Here is a 17,686-nt window from a genome sequence, read left to right on the forward strand (position 1 = left end):
TCAGACTTTACAGGCCAATCTCCCCGAAGCTCCCGCAACTAGCGTGCCCATGCCCCGGCTCCACCTCCGCATTTCCAGGCCGCAGGCAAAGACCCGTCTGCATCCCCGCGTCGCGGGCCGCGTCGAGTTCGGCCACGACGTCACTAAGAAACAGGATCTCTTCGGCGGCGAGGCCCCAGTCTTGGACAATACGGGTGTAACTCTCGGGCTCCCGCTTACCGCCAATCTGCGTGTCGTAGTGCCCCGAGAACATTGGCAGCAGGTCGCCCGCCGACGAATGGCCGAAGAACAACCGCTGGGCGTGGACACTGCCCGACGAATAAATCCGCAGGTCGATCCCCGCGTCCTTCCACTTCCGTAGCGCCACTGGCACGTCGTCGAACACGTGGGCGACCAGCTCGCCCGATTCGAAACCATCCTGCCAGATCAAACCCTGCAGCTGCTTAAGCCCCGTGGCCTTGATGTCCTGGTCCATCTGCCGGACGATCTCGCGCTCGAACTCGGCACGGTCATGCTCGGCGGCCGTGTTAGCCGTGTCGAGGGCGACTTGCCTGCGCACGGGGACGAGGGCAGGGGAGTCCCACGCCGCGTCGAGATACTTCGCGAGAGTCTTCCGCGCGAACGGAAACATCACGTCGTACACGTACGCCACGGCCGAAGTGGTTCCTTCGACGTCCAGTAGAATGCCCCGGCCCTGGAACTCGATCACAGCTCGACCACCGGCTTGGTATGCGATTGAACCTGGATGTAGTTCGCCCCCCAGCACACCGGCGGATGCGCTGCGTGCACCGCGTCCTCGATGTAGTGCGGCGTCCATCCGGTCGCGTCTTCAAACAACCGGATGCAGCGGATCCGGCGATCGTCACAAAGATGGAACCAGTGCATGGTCCCCGCCGGCACGTTGATCATATCGCCCGAGGTGACTTCGACCGAAAACACGGGGCCACCTTCGGGGTGAATCCAAAACACGCCCCGGCCTTCGACCGTGAACCGCACTTCGTCTTCGCTGTGCGTGTGCTCCTTGTCGAACTTGGCCAGCATCGCGTCGAGGTTCGGCGTCTCCGGTCCGACGTTGATCACGTCGGCGGTCACGTAGCCGCCACGTTCTTTCAGCCGCTCGATCTCCGGCGCGTACTCGGCCAGGATCTCTTCGCCCGTGGCGTCAGCAGCCAGCCGCCCCGCGACCGGCCAGTTTTCGTACCAGATGCCAAACGGCTGGAGGAACTCGGCGATCGCCTGCGGGTCGTCGATTCGCTCGCCCGTCGTGGAGACAGTAATGGTTGCCATAGTGAAATCGTCTATAAGTTTTTCAAATAGCCCCGACCAAGCCTGGTCGGGGGAAGTCAGCATTAAGTCTACAAAACTTTACGAAGCGAACTCCGTCCGCCCAATGCATTCGAACAGAAATTCAAACACCTCGATGTGTCGTCGCGCGGCCGCAAGGTTCGGCCCCCAAGTGTAGAGGCCATGCTTGCGAATCAAGAAGCCATGCCGAATAGGTCGTTCGCGGTCGTGCAGTCGTGTGCGAAGTTCGTCGGCGAGCGCGGCGATGTCCTGCGTGTTCTCGAAGATCGGCACCCACTCTTTCATCTCGTGCGTGACGTTCCCTTCGAGGCCCTTGAGCATCTCGAAGCCCTCGATCTCGAGGCCTCCTTCGTCGAAGTACCGATCGGACAGCAGGGTGCCCCACACCGAGTGCGTGTGTAGCACTGCACCGACATCGGGCAGCTCGGCCAGCACCACGTGCAGCAGCGTCTCGGCCGACGGTTTGTTCTCCAGCGGAAAGCTGTCGGCGGGGCGGTCGACGCGGTGGCCTCGTTCGTCGACGCGGACAAAATCTCGCCGCTCAAGTCGACCTTTGTCCTTACCACTCGCCGTCAGCAGTAGCTCCAGCGGTTCGCGCTCCAGCACCACGCTGTAGTTGCTACTGGTGCCCAGCGACCAGCCCCGGCCATGCAGCATCCGCCCCGTGTCTCGAAGGTCGTCGATCTGCACGCGGAGTTCCTCGGCCGTAGCCATAAGTTGCCGCTCGAGCTGAACGGGATCGATGTCGACGGTCGTGGTGCGGCCAGCCATGGCGGGGGAACAGGGTAGGGGAGGTGAAACGGGGAGCCGCCATCGTGCGGTTCGCGTCATTATAGCGCGAAACCCGCCAGGTCCATAGCTGCCCTTTGTTGGTGACGGTCCCGTTTCGTTTCACTACTTATATCCCATAGTTCTACCCGTTTTCTCTGCCAATTGCGGCACGACCACGTTACACTGGGGTTGAAATCTCAGGCGAAATCCAACCTGCCACGCCACCGCCTACCCTGCGAGTTTCTGCATGCCCACCGTGCGAGTTTCGCTAGCTAGCCTCACGCTCGTTTCGTTCGCCATCGCCACGGCGTCTCAAGCGGCCGATCATTTTCTGACCATCGGCGGGGGTTACGATCCGCACGGCAATCAAGTCTCGCTCGAACGCAACGTCTATTTCTTCCGCCAACTGCTGGCCGAGCAACGAACCGACAACCCGCCGCACGATATTTACTTCGCCGATGGCCGCGACCCGCATCGCGATCTTCAATTCCGCGACCCCGATTTCGAGTGCAGCCCCGCGCGACACATCGCCATCGAGCTGTTCGGCAAACTCGACGACATCGACATCTCTTACCGCAATCACAACGTCGAGGGAGTGCGCGATGCCACGTCGCCAAGGCTGATCCGCAATCGACTCCGCGAGCTCGGGGACGAACTGGGAAATGACGACCGACTGATTATCTACGCCACCGCCCACGGCGGTTCGGGCGAGGACAACACGCCGTTCAATACTTCGATCTACACTTGGAACCATCGCCGGTTCACCGCCGCCGAGTTCTCCGAGTGGCTCGACGAGCTCCCCGAGCAAACGCCGGTCGTCATGGTGATGGTGCAGTGCTACGCCGGTGGCTTTGCGCGGACCATCTTCAACGAGGCCAATCCCAACCAAGGTCTCGCTCGCCAACTTCGCGCGGGGTTCTTTGCACAGGTTCACGATCGCCCCGCCGCTGGTTGCACGCCCGACGTCAACGAAGAGTCGTATCAGGAGTACAGCTCGTTCTTCTGGGCCGCCATTGCGGGGCACGATCGCGCGGGTAATAAGATTGAACTCGTCGACTTCGACGGGGACGGCGAGACCTCGTTCGCCGAAGCCCACGCTTACGCCGTTTGCGAAAGCGAGACGGTCGACATCCCCGTGCGAACCTCCGACGCGTTCCTCGACTACTACAGCACCGACGGTACCACCGGCGAGTCGGCTTACGACCAGGCTCGCAAGAAGGACGAGCCGCGTCGTCTCCCGCCCGCCGAACTGGTTCGCGCCGAGGGTCCGTTCCCCAACTTATTGAAGCACGCCGACGCGGTCGATCGCGCCATCGTCCTGGGGCTCGCCGCGAAGCTCGGTCTCGATCCCGACGGCGATCTCTCGCAGGTCGCGGCGGCCGTCCAACGAACCGCTCGCGACGCCCAGCGCCTTCGCCGCGATGCGGGCCGCGCCACTTCGCAGTACAATCGCGCCCGCGACCGCGTGAAGAACGAAGTCCGCCGCGAATGGCCCGAACTGGCCAACGAAGTTACGCCGACGCTCGCCGCCCTGATGGCCGAGCGGTCGGACGAGTTCGAAAGCAAAGTAACCCGCATGCCGGGCTACAAAAACATGGAACAGCTCGGCAAGGACCGCGACACGAAGAACGACCTATCGCTGACGGCCCGCAAAACCGAAGCCCTTGCCCTGCGATTGCAACACACCATCAAACGCATTGTCCTCTCCGCCAACCTCGCGCACATCGCCTCGCCGAAGGTCGTCGACCGCTACCAAGAACTCCTAAGCCTAGAATCCGGCACACTGCAACACAGTAAGGCCGCTCCCCCCGAACCACGAACCTAACCGTCCCCTCTCCCCGACCCGGGTGAGGGTCTGGGAGAGGGGGCGTAGCCCCTAGATACTACCTTCGGGTGCCTGGGGACGACCCCAGCCAATCGACCACCTCCAAACCACAGCGAAGCGAAAGTTGAAGAAACCGGGGCTAGCGCCCTGCGGCTAATTCGATCAGCCGCAACGCGCTAGCGTCCGGTTCTTTCGGCGAAACTGAACACCACTAATCCCCACTCCCAACTCATAAACACCATGACGAACCTCGATTCACACTCCCTCGACCGCCGCCATTTCGCCAAGCTAGGACTCCTCTCCGGTGCCGCCGCCATAGGGCTCGGTGCTAATGTTCGTGCTGAAGAGACACCCGCTGCCAAGCCGATCGCGCGACCGAACCCCATCGCCATCTCGACCTATTCCTTCTGGCGATTCCGCGACAACCCCACCGATCGCCTCACCATCGAGCAATGCATCGACGAGTCAGCTCGCCTTGGTTTCGACGCGGTCGAGATCCTGCACATGCAGATGTTCGAGGACGAATCGCCCAAGCGATTGCAGGAACTCAAGCGCCGGGCGCTCGTGAACGGCGTTGCCCTTTGCGGCTTCTCGACGCACCAAGGTTTCGTCTCGCCCGACGCCGAAGTGCGGCAGCAAAACATCGACCATACCACCCACTGCATGCAGCTCGCCCACGAGCTCGGCATCCCCACCATGCGCGTCAACACCGGACGCTGGGGCACTTCGAAGGACTTCGACGAACTGATGGCCAACCGCGGCATCGAGCCAGTCTTGCCGGGCCACACCGAAGAAGAAGGTTTCAAGTGGGTGATCGATAGCTTCGAAAAGCTCCTTCCCGCCGCCGAGAAGTACGGCGTCCTCTTGGGCCTCGAAAACCACTGGGGCCTCGGTCGCACTGCCGATGGCGTGATGCGGATCGTCGACGTCATCGATTCGCCTTGGCTGCAAGTCACGATGGACACCGGCAACTTCCTCGAAGACCCCTACGACCAACTCGCCGTGCTCGCGCCGAAGACCGTGTACGTCCAGGCCAAGACCTACTACGGCGGTGGCGTGTGGTACTCGCTCGACCTCGATTACCCACGCATCATGAAGCTGCTCCGCGACCACGACTACCGTGGCTACATCTCGCTAGAGTTCGAAGGGACCGCTCCTTGGAAAGAGGCGATCCCCGAAAGCCTCGCGCTGCTCCGCTCGTCCCTCGCGAGTGCCTACGCGTGAGCCGCTCGAAACTCCCCACCCCATCGGTCGAACAGGTGGCCGAGCTCCCGCTCGGCCACCACGCGACCATTCCCGAGGACTACCTCGACGACATGGGCCACATGAACGTCATGTGGTACACGTACCTCTACAGCCGTAGTATCCGCACGCTGCTCGAATCACTGGGCCTCGACCACCATTACATCGAGCACCAGCAGTGCGGCACGTTCGCCCTCGAAAAGCACCTGCGCTACCTGTCCGAAGTCCGCGTCGGCGAGCAGGTCTCCGTCTACACTCGCGTCGTTGGCTGTAATGGCATCCGCTTCCACCTCATCCAATTCCTGGTCAACGACACCCGAGGCCGTGTCGCCTCGACCATGGAAACCGTGAGCGCCCACGTCGACCTCCGCGAGCGCCGCAGCACCCCAATGCCCCCGGCGATTGCAAAAGCCTTCGCCGAGCTAGCTAAAAAACATGAATCACTCGATTGGCCCTCGCCGCTCTGCGGCGTGATGGGGATTTAAGTTCTCTCGTTCCCACGCTCCCGCGTGGGAACGCATGGATGGCCGCTCCGCGGCCCTAGCCCACGAATGACCGCAGAGCGGTCGCCCATTGTGTTCCCACGCAGGAGCGTGGGAACAAGGTTGAAGAATCTTGTCCCTGAGCAAGCTAACAAATGGCCGAGCGTCGCTCTTGATCACACGTGAACCACATCTCACGCAAAGCCGCCAAGACGCAAAGAGTCTGAACCACCGTTCAACTCAAACTATGACGACATGCTATTGGCGCCAATTAGCGAAGATCAGCGGTCTGCTTCTTCGCGTCATTGCGCCTTTGCGTGAAAAACTCTTCCAACTAGACAATGCACCCTAACTTCCTCCGGTCGCTCACGCTCGCCGGCTCGCCTAAACCACCCATTTCCAGTCCACCCGATACTATTTCCCATAAAATGTCCACGCGTACACATGCGCTATTGACAAGAGCGTGTACATCCGCTACAATGCACCCTGTCCGTCGTACGCGTGGGGCGTGCGGGGGGGGAGCGGCCGTAGGCCGTATCAAGCTCCGCGCCGATACGGCAATTCACGGTTTACCTTCTGCTCGCACCTAACCACTCGCCACCCGCTCCGTAGCCACAACGTGGCGCACTTCGACAGCCCAGGACGAAGTCCTGGGAACTTATCGGTAGTCGCAACCTTAGTCCCAACGGGACGCGCTACCCGTGCGCCCAGCATGAGATAGCGCGCTCTGTCAGAGCTGCGAACACTATTTCCAACCCGAAACCAGGGCTGCGCCCTGGCCTATCGAAGCGCGCTCCTTCGGAGCTAGTTGCTTAGCGTCTTTGCGCCTTGGCGTGAGATAGGAACGAAACCCCGCCGTCGGAATCCACTGCGAAGTATCGAGACCATTAAATCGCCACACCTTAAGCGCCGGGTCGGCGCGGAGCTTGACCCGGCCTACTTACCCAATGAAACATTCGCTCGCAAACTCAGCCCCCACCCCAGCCCTCCCCCGATACGTCGTTGCGCTTCGAGCGACTGCAAATGGCAACGCACCACGCGCAACGACTTGGGGGAGGGGGCAAAACCAGTAATGTCGCACCTGCGGTTTGCCCCTGCGACATTACTCTTTTTACTGATACCAATGCACCCTGAAATCACTCGATAAAACACGACACTTTTTTCCGTCAGCTGAGGCGCCTCCCGAAAATAAAGTCGCACCCAATGAAAAAGTCCCAGATGTGGGACATTACAACTCGCTGCTAGCACGAATTGATGTCGAGCGGCGGTTGGACCTTCGCTATAGTCGAGCCCCTCCGTTTTTCTTCGGGAGTCCCGCTAGCCATGTCGCTCAATCCGCTGAATCCCGTGACCGACTACCAGTCGATGCTCAACCGCATTTTCTGGTTTACTTCCGTAACCGGATTGGTGTCGGTGTACTTAGTGCGGCAGAGCATTCCTCAAGTCAACACGGTGCTCGCCCAGTTGAGTTTCAATATCGAACTCGAAGCCGACCACGTGCTCCCAGTTCCGGGTGGTTACTTGATCCCGGCGCTGGCCATTGGAATGCTCTCGCGAGTGTTCCGCATCCACAGCCTGATCGCCGAGTGGCTGGGGATTCGCGAACGTTTCGACGTCGACGTGATCATCACCGAACTCGCCCACCGCACGGGCGTGTCTCTCGACGACGTGCCGGACGATCAACTAGTGAGGCATCGCTACGAAATCATGCGGCACGGTTTTTACCAATTCGTCAGCGGTCGGCGTCCTCAGATTGACGAGCTCCTCATCGAGCGAGCGCTCGATATGTGGAGCTGGTTTTGGATCACCGTCGAAGCGAGCGTCGTGATGGTACTCACGGGCTTCGTGCTCATCGCCGCGGGTTCGCTGCAGACCGGACTGCTGGTAGTCGTGGCGACACTGGTGATCGCGGCGTTCGGCTTACCGGCGATCCGCTTGGAGTGTCGTCGCTATGCCATCGCCCAAGTGCGTGCGATCGTCGACGATTCCGATCGCGCCGACGAGGTGCGACGGGCGTTCGAGTGCGTGGTGGTTCGCCATGCGACCTACCGCCGCGCGGCGTGAAGATCGCAGGCCGTGCGGCTCCTGATACTTAGCAGGTTACCGGTACGTCCACGATTGTTGCACTCGACTTCCACAAACTTAACATCCGCCCAATTCAAGGCTTTCGGCGACAAAACGCCCGCTGTAGCTTGAACCATTGACGCGATAGCGTGAGCGGGCGGCAGTTGAAACCGGCCAGCGGGCTGCACTATTCTATGGGATCAAGGGTGGCACCTTCCTTATCCCGCCGAATTTCGGCTCCATCAAGGAGACTCAACCGTGAAGCAGCTTGTAATTCTCACCCTAACCGCTCTCGTCTGTCTGGTGCCGTTTCGTGCCGATGCCGAGATTACCAAGAAGGATTTCGACGGCATCATGCTTTATACGCTGAAGAATAAGTCGGGAATGACCGTCACGGTCACCAACTACGGAGCCATTATCACATCGATTGTGGTCCCCGATCGCGACGGCAAGATGGGCGATGTGGCCCTCGGGTACGACAGCGTCGAAGGCTACATGAACGCGGTCGACAAGCCGTACTTTGGTGCGGTGGTCGGTCGTTACGGCAATCGCATCGCGAAGGGCAAGTTCAGCATTGATGGCGTAGAGTACACCCTGCCGGTGAACAACGGTCCCAACTCGCTGCACGGTGGCATCATTGGTTTCGACAAGGTGGTGTGGGACGCCAAGCCAGTGGGGGACAACTCCATCGAGCTCTCCTACCTCGCCAAGGACAAGGAAGAAGGCTATCCGGGCAACTTGAAGGTCAAAGTCACTTACACGCTGACCGACAAGAACGAGCTCATCTGCCACTACGAAGCCACGACCGACAAGACCACGCCGGTCAATCTGACGCAGCACACCTATTTTAACCTGAAGGGCGAAGGGAACGGCACGATCCTCGATCATGAGCTGATGCTCAACGCCAAGAAGTTCACGCCCGTCGACGAGACGCTGATCCCGACCGGCGACCTAAAAGACGTGAAGGGAACGCCGTTCGACTTCACCGAAGCCAAGGCCATTGGTCGCGACATCGAAGTCGAGGACGAGCAGCTGACCTTCGGCGGCGGCTATGACCACAACTGGGTGCTCGACAAGGGTGGCAAGGACGGCGAGATGACCCTTGCCGCTCGCGTCAACGAGCCCACTACCGGCCGCGTGATGGAAGTCTTCACCACTGAGCCCGGTATTCAGTTTTATTGCGGCAACTTTTTGGATGGCCGCTTGAAGGGCAAGTCGGGACAAACGTACGTGAATCGTGGCGGTCTTTGCCTCGAGACGCAGCACTATCCCGACAGTCCCAATCAACCCAACTTTCCCAGCACGCTGCTCAAGCCGGGGGAGAAGTACGACACCACCACGGTGTTCAAGTTCTCCGCCGAGTAGCTGCTGGGCTACGCATGCCTTTTAACGAACGAGGGGAGAGCTTACGACGATGGCGGCTTACACGCTTCCGAAGGCACCAAAGGTAACGAAGTTGCCAGCGGGCCAGGTTTACTTGATTGCCAACGGCGACCTGCGTCTTAGCGCGAACCAGAAATGCTGGGACGCGCAGAATCAGATGGAGCAGGAAATCGGCAGGGCAGTCGCCGCTGCGGGATGGCAAGTGGTGCGGGCTCATCCCTACAAAGAAGCCGAGAAGCACGGCTTCATTGCGTCGCAAGCCGAAGGCATGGAGGTTTTTCGCGGAATTGATCCCGACGCACCGCTTATCGTCGCCGAGGCCGTATGGCAGTACTCGCACCACGTACTGCACGGCCTCATCACTCACCGCGGCCCGATCCTCACGCTCGCCAATTGGTCGGGCATGTGGCCGGGCTTGGTGGGGATGCTGAACCTAAATGGCTCGCTCACCAAGGCCGGTGTCGAGTACAGCACGTTGTGGGCCGACGACTTCGCCGACCCGAAGTTCCAGGAGCAACTCGCGAGTTGGCTGAAGAAGGGCAAGGTCACGCACCCGCTCGACCACGTGCATCCTTTTGCTAAGCTCAAGGCCGCGGGCGAAGAGGTCGACCTCGGCCGAGCGCTTGCCGCGGAGCTGCAAAGCCAGAAGTCGATCATGGGCGTGTTCGACGAAGGTTGCATGGGAATGTTCAACGCGATCATTCCCGACCACTTGTTGAACCCGACCGGCGTCTACAAGGAACGCCTGAGTCAGTCGGCGCTCTACTACGAGACCACGCAGGTCTCCGACGAAGAGGCGCTCGCCGTCCGCAAGCACATGGAGGACGCGGGGCTGAAGTTCATCACGGGCCCCACGCACGAGACGGACCTAACCGACGATCAGATCCTGCTGCAATGCAAGATGTACATCGCCGCGGTTCGCATTGCCGACGATTTCGGCTGCGACACCATTGGCATTCAGTACCAGCAAGGTTTGAAGGACCTGCTCCCCGCGAGCGATTTGGTCGAAGGAACACTGAACGACAGCAAGCGTCCCCCGGTGAAGAGTCGCTGTGGGAAACGCGAACTCTACGCGGGCGAGCCACTGCCGCACTTCAACGAAGTGGACGAGTGCGCGGGGCTCGATGGATTGATGACCTACCGCGTTCACAAAGCGATGGGTCAGCCGGTGGAGAACACTCTGCACGACCTTCGATGGGGCGACTGGGACCGTTCGGGCACCGTGGACGACTACGTCTGGGTGTTCGAGATCTCGGGAAGTGTTCCCCCCACACACCTGATGGGGGGCTGGGCGGGAGCCACGAGCGTTCGCCAGCCGGCGATGTTTTTCCCCGCCGGTGGTGGCACGATCAAGGGTATTTCGCGTCCAGGCGAAGTCGTCTGGTCCCGCGTCTATATTGAAGAGGGCCGCCTGAAAATGGACCTCGGGCGAGCCGGCGTGGTGGAGCTCCCTCAGGAAGAAACCGAGCGCCGCTGGAACGACACCACCCCCCAGTGGCCGATCATGCACGCGGTAACTTACGGCGTTTCGCGCGATCAGATGATGGCCCGCCACAAGAGCAACCATATCCAGGTTGCCTACGCCAACTCCGCCGACGAGGCGGACAAGGCGATGCTCGCCAAGGCCTCGATGGCCGAAGCCCTCGGCATGGAAGTGGCGATTTGCGGCACTCGCAAGGGCGGCGCGAGCTGGTAAGGCGGGGGAGTGGGCTGCGTGGATTTGCCTAGAAAAACTCCGCCAGCCTGTGGAATTGTTATTTATTTTTAGATATACTGCCGTCTGCTCGACTCGCCGGTGCGAAGTACGAGCAGGCGGCGGTCTAGTTTTCTCGCACCGGGATTGAGTGTTATGGCGGAACAGTTTGCCATTGGCGTCGACTACGGAACCAACAGCGTTCGCGCGCTGGTGGTCAACATTGCAACTGGCGCGGAAGTCGCCAGTCATGTGTATGACTACCCCTCGGGCGATGCGGGCATCCTCGTCGACCCGCGCGATCCCAACCTCGCCCGGCAGAACCCTGCCGACTACATCCAGGGCTTCCTGGTCTCGGTCCGAGAAGCGGTCGCCGCGGCCGCGAAGACTCCGGGGTTTGCCGCGGATCGGGTGGTTGGCATCGGTGTCGACACCACGGGCTCGACGCCCATTCCCGTGAATGCCGCGGGGCAGGCTCTCGCCACGCTACCCAAGTTCAAGAACAACTTGGCCGCCTACGCGTGGCTGTGGAAGGACCATACTTCGCACGCCGAGGCGATGGAGATCACGGCGCTCGCAAAGGAGCGCAACGAACCGTACTTGGCCAAGTGCGGCGGCACCTACTCTTCGGAGTGGTACTGGTCGAAGATGCTGCACTGCGCGCGGACCGCGCCGGAAGTGGCGGAGGCGGCCCACGGTTGGGTGGAGTGTGCGGACTTCATTCCCGCGTACATCACGGGTAATACGCATCCTGACACGCTCGCGCGGAGCATCTGCGCCGCGGGCCACAAGGCAATGTACAACGAGCAGTGGGGCGGATTGCCGAGTGAGGAGTTTCTCGCGGCCCTGCATCCCAAGCTCGCCAGTTGGCGCTACACGACCAAAGCCGTGGCGTCGGATAAGAAGGCCGGCGAGCTCATTGCCGCGGTGGCGGACGAAGTTGGCTTGCCCGCTGGAATTCCCGTGGCCGTTGGCGCGTTCGATGCGCACATGGGTGCGGTCGGTGCGGGTGCAACCGCTGGCGTGTTGGTGAAGATCATGGGCACGAGCACGTGCGACTGCTTGCCTTCGCCGCTAGAGCACGAACTGCCGGACGTGCCGGGCGTCTGTGGCATCGTGCCGGAGTCGATCGTCCCGGGCATGTACGGCATCGAGGCCGGGCAGTCGGCGGTGGGCGATATCTTCAATTGGTTCGTGAAACACCTGTCGCCCGCAGCGTACGGTAACGACGCCGAGGCGCATCGCAAACTGACCGACGCCGCCGCGAAACTCAAGCCGGGCGAGTCGGGCTTGGTCGCCCTCGACTGGAACAACGGCAATCGCACAATTCTGGTCGATCCGTTGCTCACAGGATTGCTAGTAGGGCAAACGCTGCACACCACCGCGCCTGAGGTCTATCGCGCTCTCGTTGAAGCCACGGCATTCGGCGCGCTGACCATTATTCGCCGCGTCGAAGAGTATGGCGTGAAGGTCGATCAAGTGGTGAACTGCGGCGGCATCGCCGAGAAGAACGCGATGGTCATGCAGATCTACGCCGACGTTTGCAATCGGCCCATGAAGATCAGCCGCTCCGGACAAACCTGCGCCCTCGGTGCCGCGGTGTTCGGCACAGTGGTTGCCGGTGCGCACCCGAATGTTGAGTCCGCTCAAGCCGCCATGACGGGCGTGAAGGAAACCGTCTACACGCCGATTCCTGAGAACGTTGCCGTCTACGAGAAACTGTATGACATTTACCGGCTGCTGCACGATGCGTTCGGCACGGCTGACTTCCACGGATCACTTCATCACGTGATGAAGGACTTGATCCAAATTCGTAGCCGCGCGCGTCGCGGAGAGTAGAGTTTGCGCTGCCATGCTCGATGCGTTGAAACAACAAGTATGGCAGGCGAACCTCGACTTAGTGTCGCATGGCCTAGTCACGCTAACGTGGGGCAACGTCAGCGGACTGAGTGACGACGGCGAAGTGCTCGCCATCAAGCCGAGCGGCGTGGCGTACGATCAGTTGCGTCCTGAGCACATCGTGCTGGTAAGTGTCGAAACGGGCGAAGTGGTCGATGGAAAGCTCAAGCCATCGAGTGATACTCCGACGCATCGACTGCTCTACCAGCATTTCACGGGCATCGGGGGCATCACGCATACCCATAGCACCAAAGCCACCGCGTGGGCGCAGGCTCGCCGCGCGATTCCGTGCTATGGAACAACGCACGCCGACCACTTCTATGGCGACGTTCCGTGTACCCGACCACTAACGCAAAAGGAAATCGAAGACGCCTACGAGGTTAACACCGGCGTCGTGATCGTCGAAACGTTTGCTGATCTCGATCCAACGGCGGTGCCCGGCGTGCTGGTGGCGAGTCACGCCCCGTTTGCATGGGGGCCGACGGCGGCCAAGAGTGTCGAGAACGCGGTGGCCCTGGAAGCGGTCGCCGAGATGGCCCTCGCCACGCTCGCCCTGAATCCCAACATTCTAGCAGTCGAGCAGCACCTGCTCGACAAGCATTACTTCCGCAAACACGGCAAAGCTGCTTACTACGGTCAGCAATAGCTCGTACTTACTCACTACCCTACTTTCATCTACTACGCGACGCATCCATGGCCAGCATCCTCCCCGCCCTTGATCACTACGAAGTCTGGTTCATCACCGGCAGCCAGCACCTTTACGGCGAACAGGCGCTGCGGCAAGTAGCGGAGCACTCGCAGCAGGTAGCTAGCGCGCTCGATGCCGATTCGCAGATTCCAGTGCGTGTGGTATTCAAGCCAGTGCTCACTCGGCCCGAGGAGATTCGCCAGCTCATTCTCGAAGCGAATTCCGCTCCGCAGTGCGTGGGTTTGGTCGCGTGGATGCACACGTTCTCGCCGGCGAAGATGTGGATCGCCGGCCTTAAGAGTCTTGCGAAGCCGTTATTGCATCTGCACACGCAGTTCAATAGCGACCTTCCGTGGTCGACCATCGACATGGACTTCATGAACCTCAATCAATCGGCGCATGGCGGCCGCGAGTTTGGGTTCATGTGCAGTCGGTTGCGGCTGGCTCGGAAGGTAGTTGTCGGTCACTGGCAAGATCCAGAAGTGCTTCGCGAAGTTGGCGTGTGGACTCGCGCCGCGGCAGCCAAGCACGATCTGGCCCACGCAAAGATTGCACGCATTGGCGACAACATGCGTGAAGTGGCGGTGACCGAAGGAGACAAAGTCGCTGCTCAGGAGACGTTTGGCTTCTCCGTGAATGGCTACGGCGTCGGCGATGTCGTCCGGTTCATGGACGAGATCAGCGACTCGCAGGTTGACAACTTGTGTGGTTTGTACGACGAGTCGTACGAGATGGCCGATTGTCTCCGCTCGCATGGCGACCGTCGCCAATCGCTGCGAGACGCCGCGCGTATCGAGCTGGGACTTCGTGCATTCCTCGAGTCCGAGAATTTCGTCGGCTATACCAACACCTTTGAGAATCTACATGGCTTCAAGCAACTGCCGGGCATCGCGTCGCAACGGTTGATGGCCGATGGGTATGGGTTTGGTGCCGAGGGTGACTGGAAAGCCGCGGCGATGGTGCGGGCATCGAAGGTGATGGCCGCCGGCCTGTCGGGTGGTACGTCGTTCATGGAAGACTACACCTATCACTTGCCGCAAGGTGGCGGCCAAGTGCTCGGGGCCCACATGCTCGAAATCTGCCCCTCGATCGCGGCTGGGAGGCCAAGCTGCGAAGTGCATCCGCTTGGCATCGGTGGCAAAGAGGATCCTGTACGATTGGTGTTCGACACGCCGCCCGGCCCCGCAGTGAATGCGACGGTCGTCGATCTTGGCAACCGCTTCCGGATGGTGGTGAGCGAGGTGGACGTTGTCTCGCCGCCTGAGTCGCTCTCGAAACTGCCGGTGGCCCGCGCGCTGTGGACTCCGCGGCCCGACCTCAAGACCGCCGCCGCGGCGTGGATCTATGCAGGTGGTTCGCACCATCCCGTGTTCAGCCAAGCTCTTTCGACCGAGCACTACGAAGACTTCGCCGAGATGACGGGCATCGAACTGGTGGTCATCGATGGCGACACGAAGCTGCGTGAGTTTAAGAATCAATTGCGGCTCGGCGACTTGCGCAAGGAGTGATCGGCTATAATGGCCCGCGCTTGTCGATCGAAGTCTTTCGCACTCTTCTCTCATTTTCTCTCGAAGGCGATGTTTTATGGCACACCTTACAGCGCTTGACTGGATTGTCATCGTTGGGTATTTCCTGGGTCTGGCGGCCCTCGCACTGTGGGTGATTCGCCAAAGCAAAGACACGACGGACGACTACTTCCTCGCAGGACGGCATCTTGGCTGGTGGGTGGTTGGTGCGTCGATCTTTGCCTCCAACATTGGTTCGGAGCATCTGGTTGGTCTCGCCGGCTCCGGCGCTACCGATGGCGTGGTGTTCGCCCACTACGAACTGCACGCATGGTGTTTGCTGGTGCTGGGATGGGTGCTGGTGCCCTTCTACATGCGGAGCATGGTCTTCACCATGCCCGAGTTCCTCGAACGCCGTTTTAGTGGCGCCAGTCGTTGGATGCTCTCGGTTATTTCGCTCGTAGCCTATATTCTCACGAAGATCGCTGTGGGCATCTTTGCTGGCGGTATCGTGTTCCGCACGTTGATGCCCGAAGTTGGGTTCAATATTGGTGAGATGCACATCGATAGTTTCTGGATCGGCTCGTTCCTGGTGATCGTGCTTACGGGCATCTACACGGTGCTCGGCGGCTTCCGAGCCGTGGCGTACACGGAAGCGGTGCAGACCTTTGTCCTCATTCTCGGTTCAATCCTTGCGACTTACTTTGGTCTCCAAGTGCTGGCGACCGAGGACCAAAGTGGTTGGACTAGGCTCCGCGAGATTTGCAGCAGCGAGATGTTCAATCTCTGGCAACCCGCGATGCCTGAAGGTGTGGCCCCGACTTGGGAGCCCGTTCGCGAGGCCGATCGCGCGGCGTGGTACTTCGACAACTCCCCAGGTTCGATGTACGGCGACAAGGGTGTCTATCCTTGGATTGGCATGTTGTTCTGCGCTCCGATCATTGGCCTGTGGTACTGGTGTACCGACCAGTACATCGTGCAGCGGGCACTTGGTGCGCGCAACGAAACTCATGCCCGCCGCGGCAGCATCTTCGCCGCCTTCCTCAAGCTACTTCCGGTGTTCATTTTCATCATCCCTGGCATGATCGCCTACGCCATTGCGAAGGTGGGCGCGGTCGAGGGAATGGAGACGCTGGTCAATCCCGATGGCACCGTCGCTCGTGACGCCGCCCAGGGGGCGTTTCCACTTCTGGTCAAGCACGCACTTCCAGCCGGTATCCGAGGCATTGTGGTTGCCGGCTTGTTATCGGCTTTGATGAGCTCGCTCGCCGGCGTGTTCAACGCGTGTAGTACTCTATTCACGATGGACTGCTACAGCAAGCTACATCCCACCGCGACGCAGTCGCAACTCACCTGGGTGGGACGTATTGCGACTGGCGTGATGGTGGTGCTTGGCCTGCTTTGGGTGCCAGTGATCGCGAACGCCGGTGGCTTATATGGTTACCTCCAGTCGGTGCAGGCTTACCTTGCTCCCCCCATCTTCGTGGTGTTCTTCGGCGGCGTGTTCTTCCGACGCTTGAATGCTCAAGGTTGTCTGGCAACGCTGATCGTGGGTTTTGCAATCGGCCTCTGGAAGCTGGTGATCGATACGCCAGTCGCACTGAAATGGCATTCGGGCTACGCCGAAGGTAGCTTTAACTTCATCATCAACAACATGTACTTCCAGTACTTCAGCCTGGCGATCTTCCTGATCTGCTCGCTGGTGATGGTTGTGGTGAGCCTCGCCACCGCACCACCCGACTACGCCCGCATCAGCGGCCTTACCTACGGCGCGATCACGGAAGAAGATCGCCTCCGCACTCGGGAGAGCTGGAATGCAGTCGATGTGGTCGCTTCGGTCCTCGTCATGGGCTTGATCATTGCCGCTTACGTTTACTTCCAAGGTTAGCCGGATGGACTTCTTTCGCCCTTGCGTCGCTGTTTTGTTGTTCCTTAGCGTCGGGCTGGTTGCTTGCGCTATCGCCGATGAAGTAGCGCCCGAGAGACGGTACGAACATGGTCCCGACTCGTCGCGGCGCGAGGGAGTACCTCGGGGCACCGTAACGACGCACGAGTGGAAGGATAGCAAGGTCTATCCTGGGACCGTTCGGCGTTACTGCGTTTACGTCCCAGCGCAGTACTCGCCCGGCAAGCCCGCTGCGCTCATGGTGTTTCAAGATGGACACGCCTACGTCAGCGAGACAGGTGACATGCGTGTCCCCATTGTGTTCGATAACTTGATTCACTCGGGCGACATGCCCGTGACTATCGGAGTGTTCGTCGATCCGGGGCATAAGAAGGAACAGCTACCTGAGAAACCAGGTTGGGATCCGCAGCCCGAGAACCGCTCCGTTGAGTACGATACGTTGTCGAGCGACTATGCGGAGTTCTTACTAAGCGAGATCCTACCTGAAGTTGCGAAGCAGTATCCGTTTACGGACGATTCCGAGGGTCGCGCGATTTGCGGCATGTCGAGTGGCGGTATCTGCGCTTTCACCGTCGCTTGGGAACGCCCCGATGCGTTTCGCAAAGTACTCAGTCATATTGGTAGTTTCACCAACATCCGCGGGGGCGATGCGTATCCTGGCATCCTTCGAAAGGCTGAGAAACGGCCGCTGCGAGTTTTCCTGCAAGACGGCTCGAACGACCTCGACAACGCTCACGGCAATTGGTGGTTGGGCAATCAGCAGATGGCCGCGGCGCTGAAGTTTCGCGAGTACGACCACCAGTTCGTTACCGGCGACGGCGGCCACAACGGAAACCACGGCGGCGCGATCCTGCCCGATTCGCTCCGCTGGTTGTGGCGAGATTACCGATTCCCCGACTGAACCCGCTGTTTTCGGCGTTTGT

At 60.3% G+C, this 17,686-nt stretch carries 14 protein-coding genes; 11 read left to right on the forward strand and 3 right to left on the reverse strand.

The window, feature by feature from the left end; all coding sequences use genetic code 11:
• Positions 1–7: 7 nt before the first annotated feature.
• The 3 genes from mtnC to mtnB all read right to left on the reverse strand — a co-directional run bounded on the left by mtnC (position 8) and on the right by mtnB (position 2,076).
• Positions 8–709, reverse strand: a complete 702-nt coding sequence (gene mtnC / locus SH292x_RS07335) for an acireductone synthase (protein WP_442484943.1) — start codon at positions 707–709, stop codon at positions 8–10.
• Entirely contained in the window at positions 706–1,287 is a 582-nt protein-coding gene (locus SH292x_RS07340) for a 1,2-dihydroxy-3-keto-5-methylthiopentene dioxygenase (RefSeq protein ID WP_442484944.1), read from the reverse strand. The genes mtnC and SH292x_RS07340 overlap by 4 nt, the downstream gene beginning before the upstream one ends.
• Positions 1,288–1,365: 78 nt before the next feature.
• A complete protein-coding gene (gene mtnB, locus SH292x_RS07345) occupies positions 1,366–2,076 on the reverse strand; it encodes a methylthioribulose 1-phosphate dehydratase (RefSeq protein WP_442484945.1) in 711 nt (236 codons plus the stop codon).
• A 247-nt stretch (positions 2,077–2,323) separates the two neighbouring features.
• Here mtnB and SH292x_RS07350 point away from each other — a divergent pair, with 247 nt between their 5' ends.
• The 11 genes from SH292x_RS07350 (at position 2,324) to SH292x_RS07400 (ending at position 17,664) form a co-directional block, all read left to right on the forward strand.
• Positions 2,324–3,901 carry a hypothetical protein gene (locus SH292x_RS07350; protein WP_442484946.1) on the forward strand — a complete coding sequence of 526 codons (1,578 nt, stop codon included), beginning with the start codon at positions 2,324–2,326 and terminating at the stop codon, positions 3,899–3,901.
• A 240-nt stretch (positions 3,902–4,141) separates the two neighbouring features.
• Positions 4,142–5,125, forward strand: a complete 984-nt coding sequence (locus SH292x_RS07355) for a sugar phosphate isomerase/epimerase family protein (protein WP_442484947.1) — start codon at positions 4,142–4,144, stop codon at positions 5,123–5,125.
• On the forward strand, positions 5,122–5,628 hold the full coding sequence (locus tag SH292x_RS07360) for a thioesterase family protein (RefSeq protein ID WP_442484948.1): 507 nt from the start codon (positions 5,122–5,124) through the stop codon (positions 5,626–5,628). Before SH292x_RS07355 ends, SH292x_RS07360 begins: the two co-directional genes overlap by 4 nt.
• A 1,320-nt stretch (positions 5,629–6,948) precedes the next feature.
• Positions 6,949–7,689 (forward strand): hypothetical protein, encoded by a 741-nt coding sequence (locus tag SH292x_RS07365; RefSeq protein ID WP_442484949.1) that lies wholly within the window; start codon positions 6,949–6,951, stop codon positions 7,687–7,689.
• Positions 7,690–7,947: 258 nt separating this feature from the next.
• Positions 7,948–9,054, forward strand: a complete 1,107-nt coding sequence (locus tag SH292x_RS07370; protein WP_442484950.1) for an aldose epimerase family protein — start codon at positions 7,948–7,950, stop codon at positions 9,052–9,054.
• 49 nt (positions 9,055–9,103) lie between these two features.
• Positions 9,104–10,768 (forward strand): fucose isomerase, encoded by a 1,665-nt coding sequence (locus SH292x_RS07375; protein WP_442484951.1) that lies wholly within the window; start codon positions 9,104–9,106, stop codon positions 10,766–10,768.
• Positions 10,769–10,921: 153 nt separating this feature from the next.
• Positions 10,922–12,604, forward strand: coding sequence for a ribulokinase (locus SH292x_RS07380; RefSeq protein ID WP_442484952.1), 1,683 nt, complete (start codon positions 10,922–10,924; stop codon positions 12,602–12,604).
• 13 nt (positions 12,605–12,617) lie between these two features.
• Positions 12,618–13,310 carry an L-ribulose-5-phosphate 4-epimerase gene (locus tag SH292x_RS07385; RefSeq protein ID WP_442484953.1) on the forward strand — a complete coding sequence of 231 codons (693 nt, stop codon included), beginning with the start codon at positions 12,618–12,620 and terminating at the stop codon, positions 13,308–13,310.
• A 47-nt stretch (positions 13,311–13,357) separates the two neighbouring features.
• Positions 13,358–14,860 (forward strand): L-arabinose isomerase, encoded by a 1,503-nt coding sequence (araA, locus tag SH292x_RS07390; protein ID WP_442484954.1) that lies wholly within the window; start codon positions 13,358–13,360, stop codon positions 14,858–14,860.
• 76 nt (positions 14,861–14,936) lie between these two features.
• Positions 14,937–16,745 carry a sodium:solute symporter gene (locus tag SH292x_RS07395; RefSeq protein WP_442484955.1) on the forward strand — a complete coding sequence of 603 codons (1,809 nt, stop codon included), beginning with the start codon at positions 14,937–14,939 and terminating at the stop codon, positions 16,743–16,745.
• A gap of 4 nt (positions 16,746–16,749) precedes the next feature.
• Entirely contained in the window at positions 16,750–17,664 is a 915-nt protein-coding gene (locus SH292x_RS07400) for an alpha/beta hydrolase (protein ID WP_442484956.1), read from the forward strand.
• The last annotated feature ends 22 nt before the right edge of the window (positions 17,665–17,686 follow it).

The organism is Aeoliella fuhlenseeensis, from assembly GCF_052161615.1.
In the GTDB taxonomy this organism is placed as follows: Bacteria; Planctomycetota; Planctomycetia; order Pirellulales; family Lacipirellulaceae; genus Aeoliella.

Coding starts and splice junctions, on each gene's coding strand:
- mtnB (WP_442484945.1), bottom strand. CDS start 2,076: ATGGCTGGCCGCACCACGACCGTCGACATCGATCCCGTTCAGCTCGAG.
- SH292x_RS07355 (WP_442484947.1), top strand. CDS start 4,142: ATGACGAACCTCGATTCACACTCCCTCGACCGCCGCCATTTCGCCAAG.
- SH292x_RS07340 (WP_442484944.1), bottom strand. CDS start 1,287: ATGGCAACCATTACTGTCTCCACGACGGGCGAGCGAATCGACGACCCG.
- araA (WP_442484954.1), top strand. CDS start 13,358: ATGGCCAGCATCCTCCCCGCCCTTGATCACTACGAAGTCTGGTTCATC.
- SH292x_RS07380 (WP_442484952.1), top strand. CDS start 10,922: ATGGCGGAACAGTTTGCCATTGGCGTCGACTACGGAACCAACAGCGTT.
- SH292x_RS07385 (WP_442484953.1), top strand. CDS start 12,618: ATGCTCGATGCGTTGAAACAACAAGTATGGCAGGCGAACCTCGACTTA.
- SH292x_RS07400 (WP_442484956.1), top strand. CDS start 16,750: ATGGACTTCTTTCGCCCTTGCGTCGCTGTTTTGTTGTTCCTTAGCGTC.
- SH292x_RS07375 (WP_442484951.1), top strand. CDS start 9,104: ATGGCGGCTTACACGCTTCCGAAGGCACCAAAGGTAACGAAGTTGCCA.
- SH292x_RS07365 (WP_442484949.1), top strand. CDS start 6,949: ATGTCGCTCAATCCGCTGAATCCCGTGACCGACTACCAGTCGATGCTC.
- SH292x_RS07350 (WP_442484946.1), top strand. CDS start 2,324: ATGCCCACCGTGCGAGTTTCGCTAGCTAGCCTCACGCTCGTTTCGTTC.
- SH292x_RS07395 (WP_442484955.1), top strand. CDS start 14,937: ATGGCACACCTTACAGCGCTTGACTGGATTGTCATCGTTGGGTATTTC.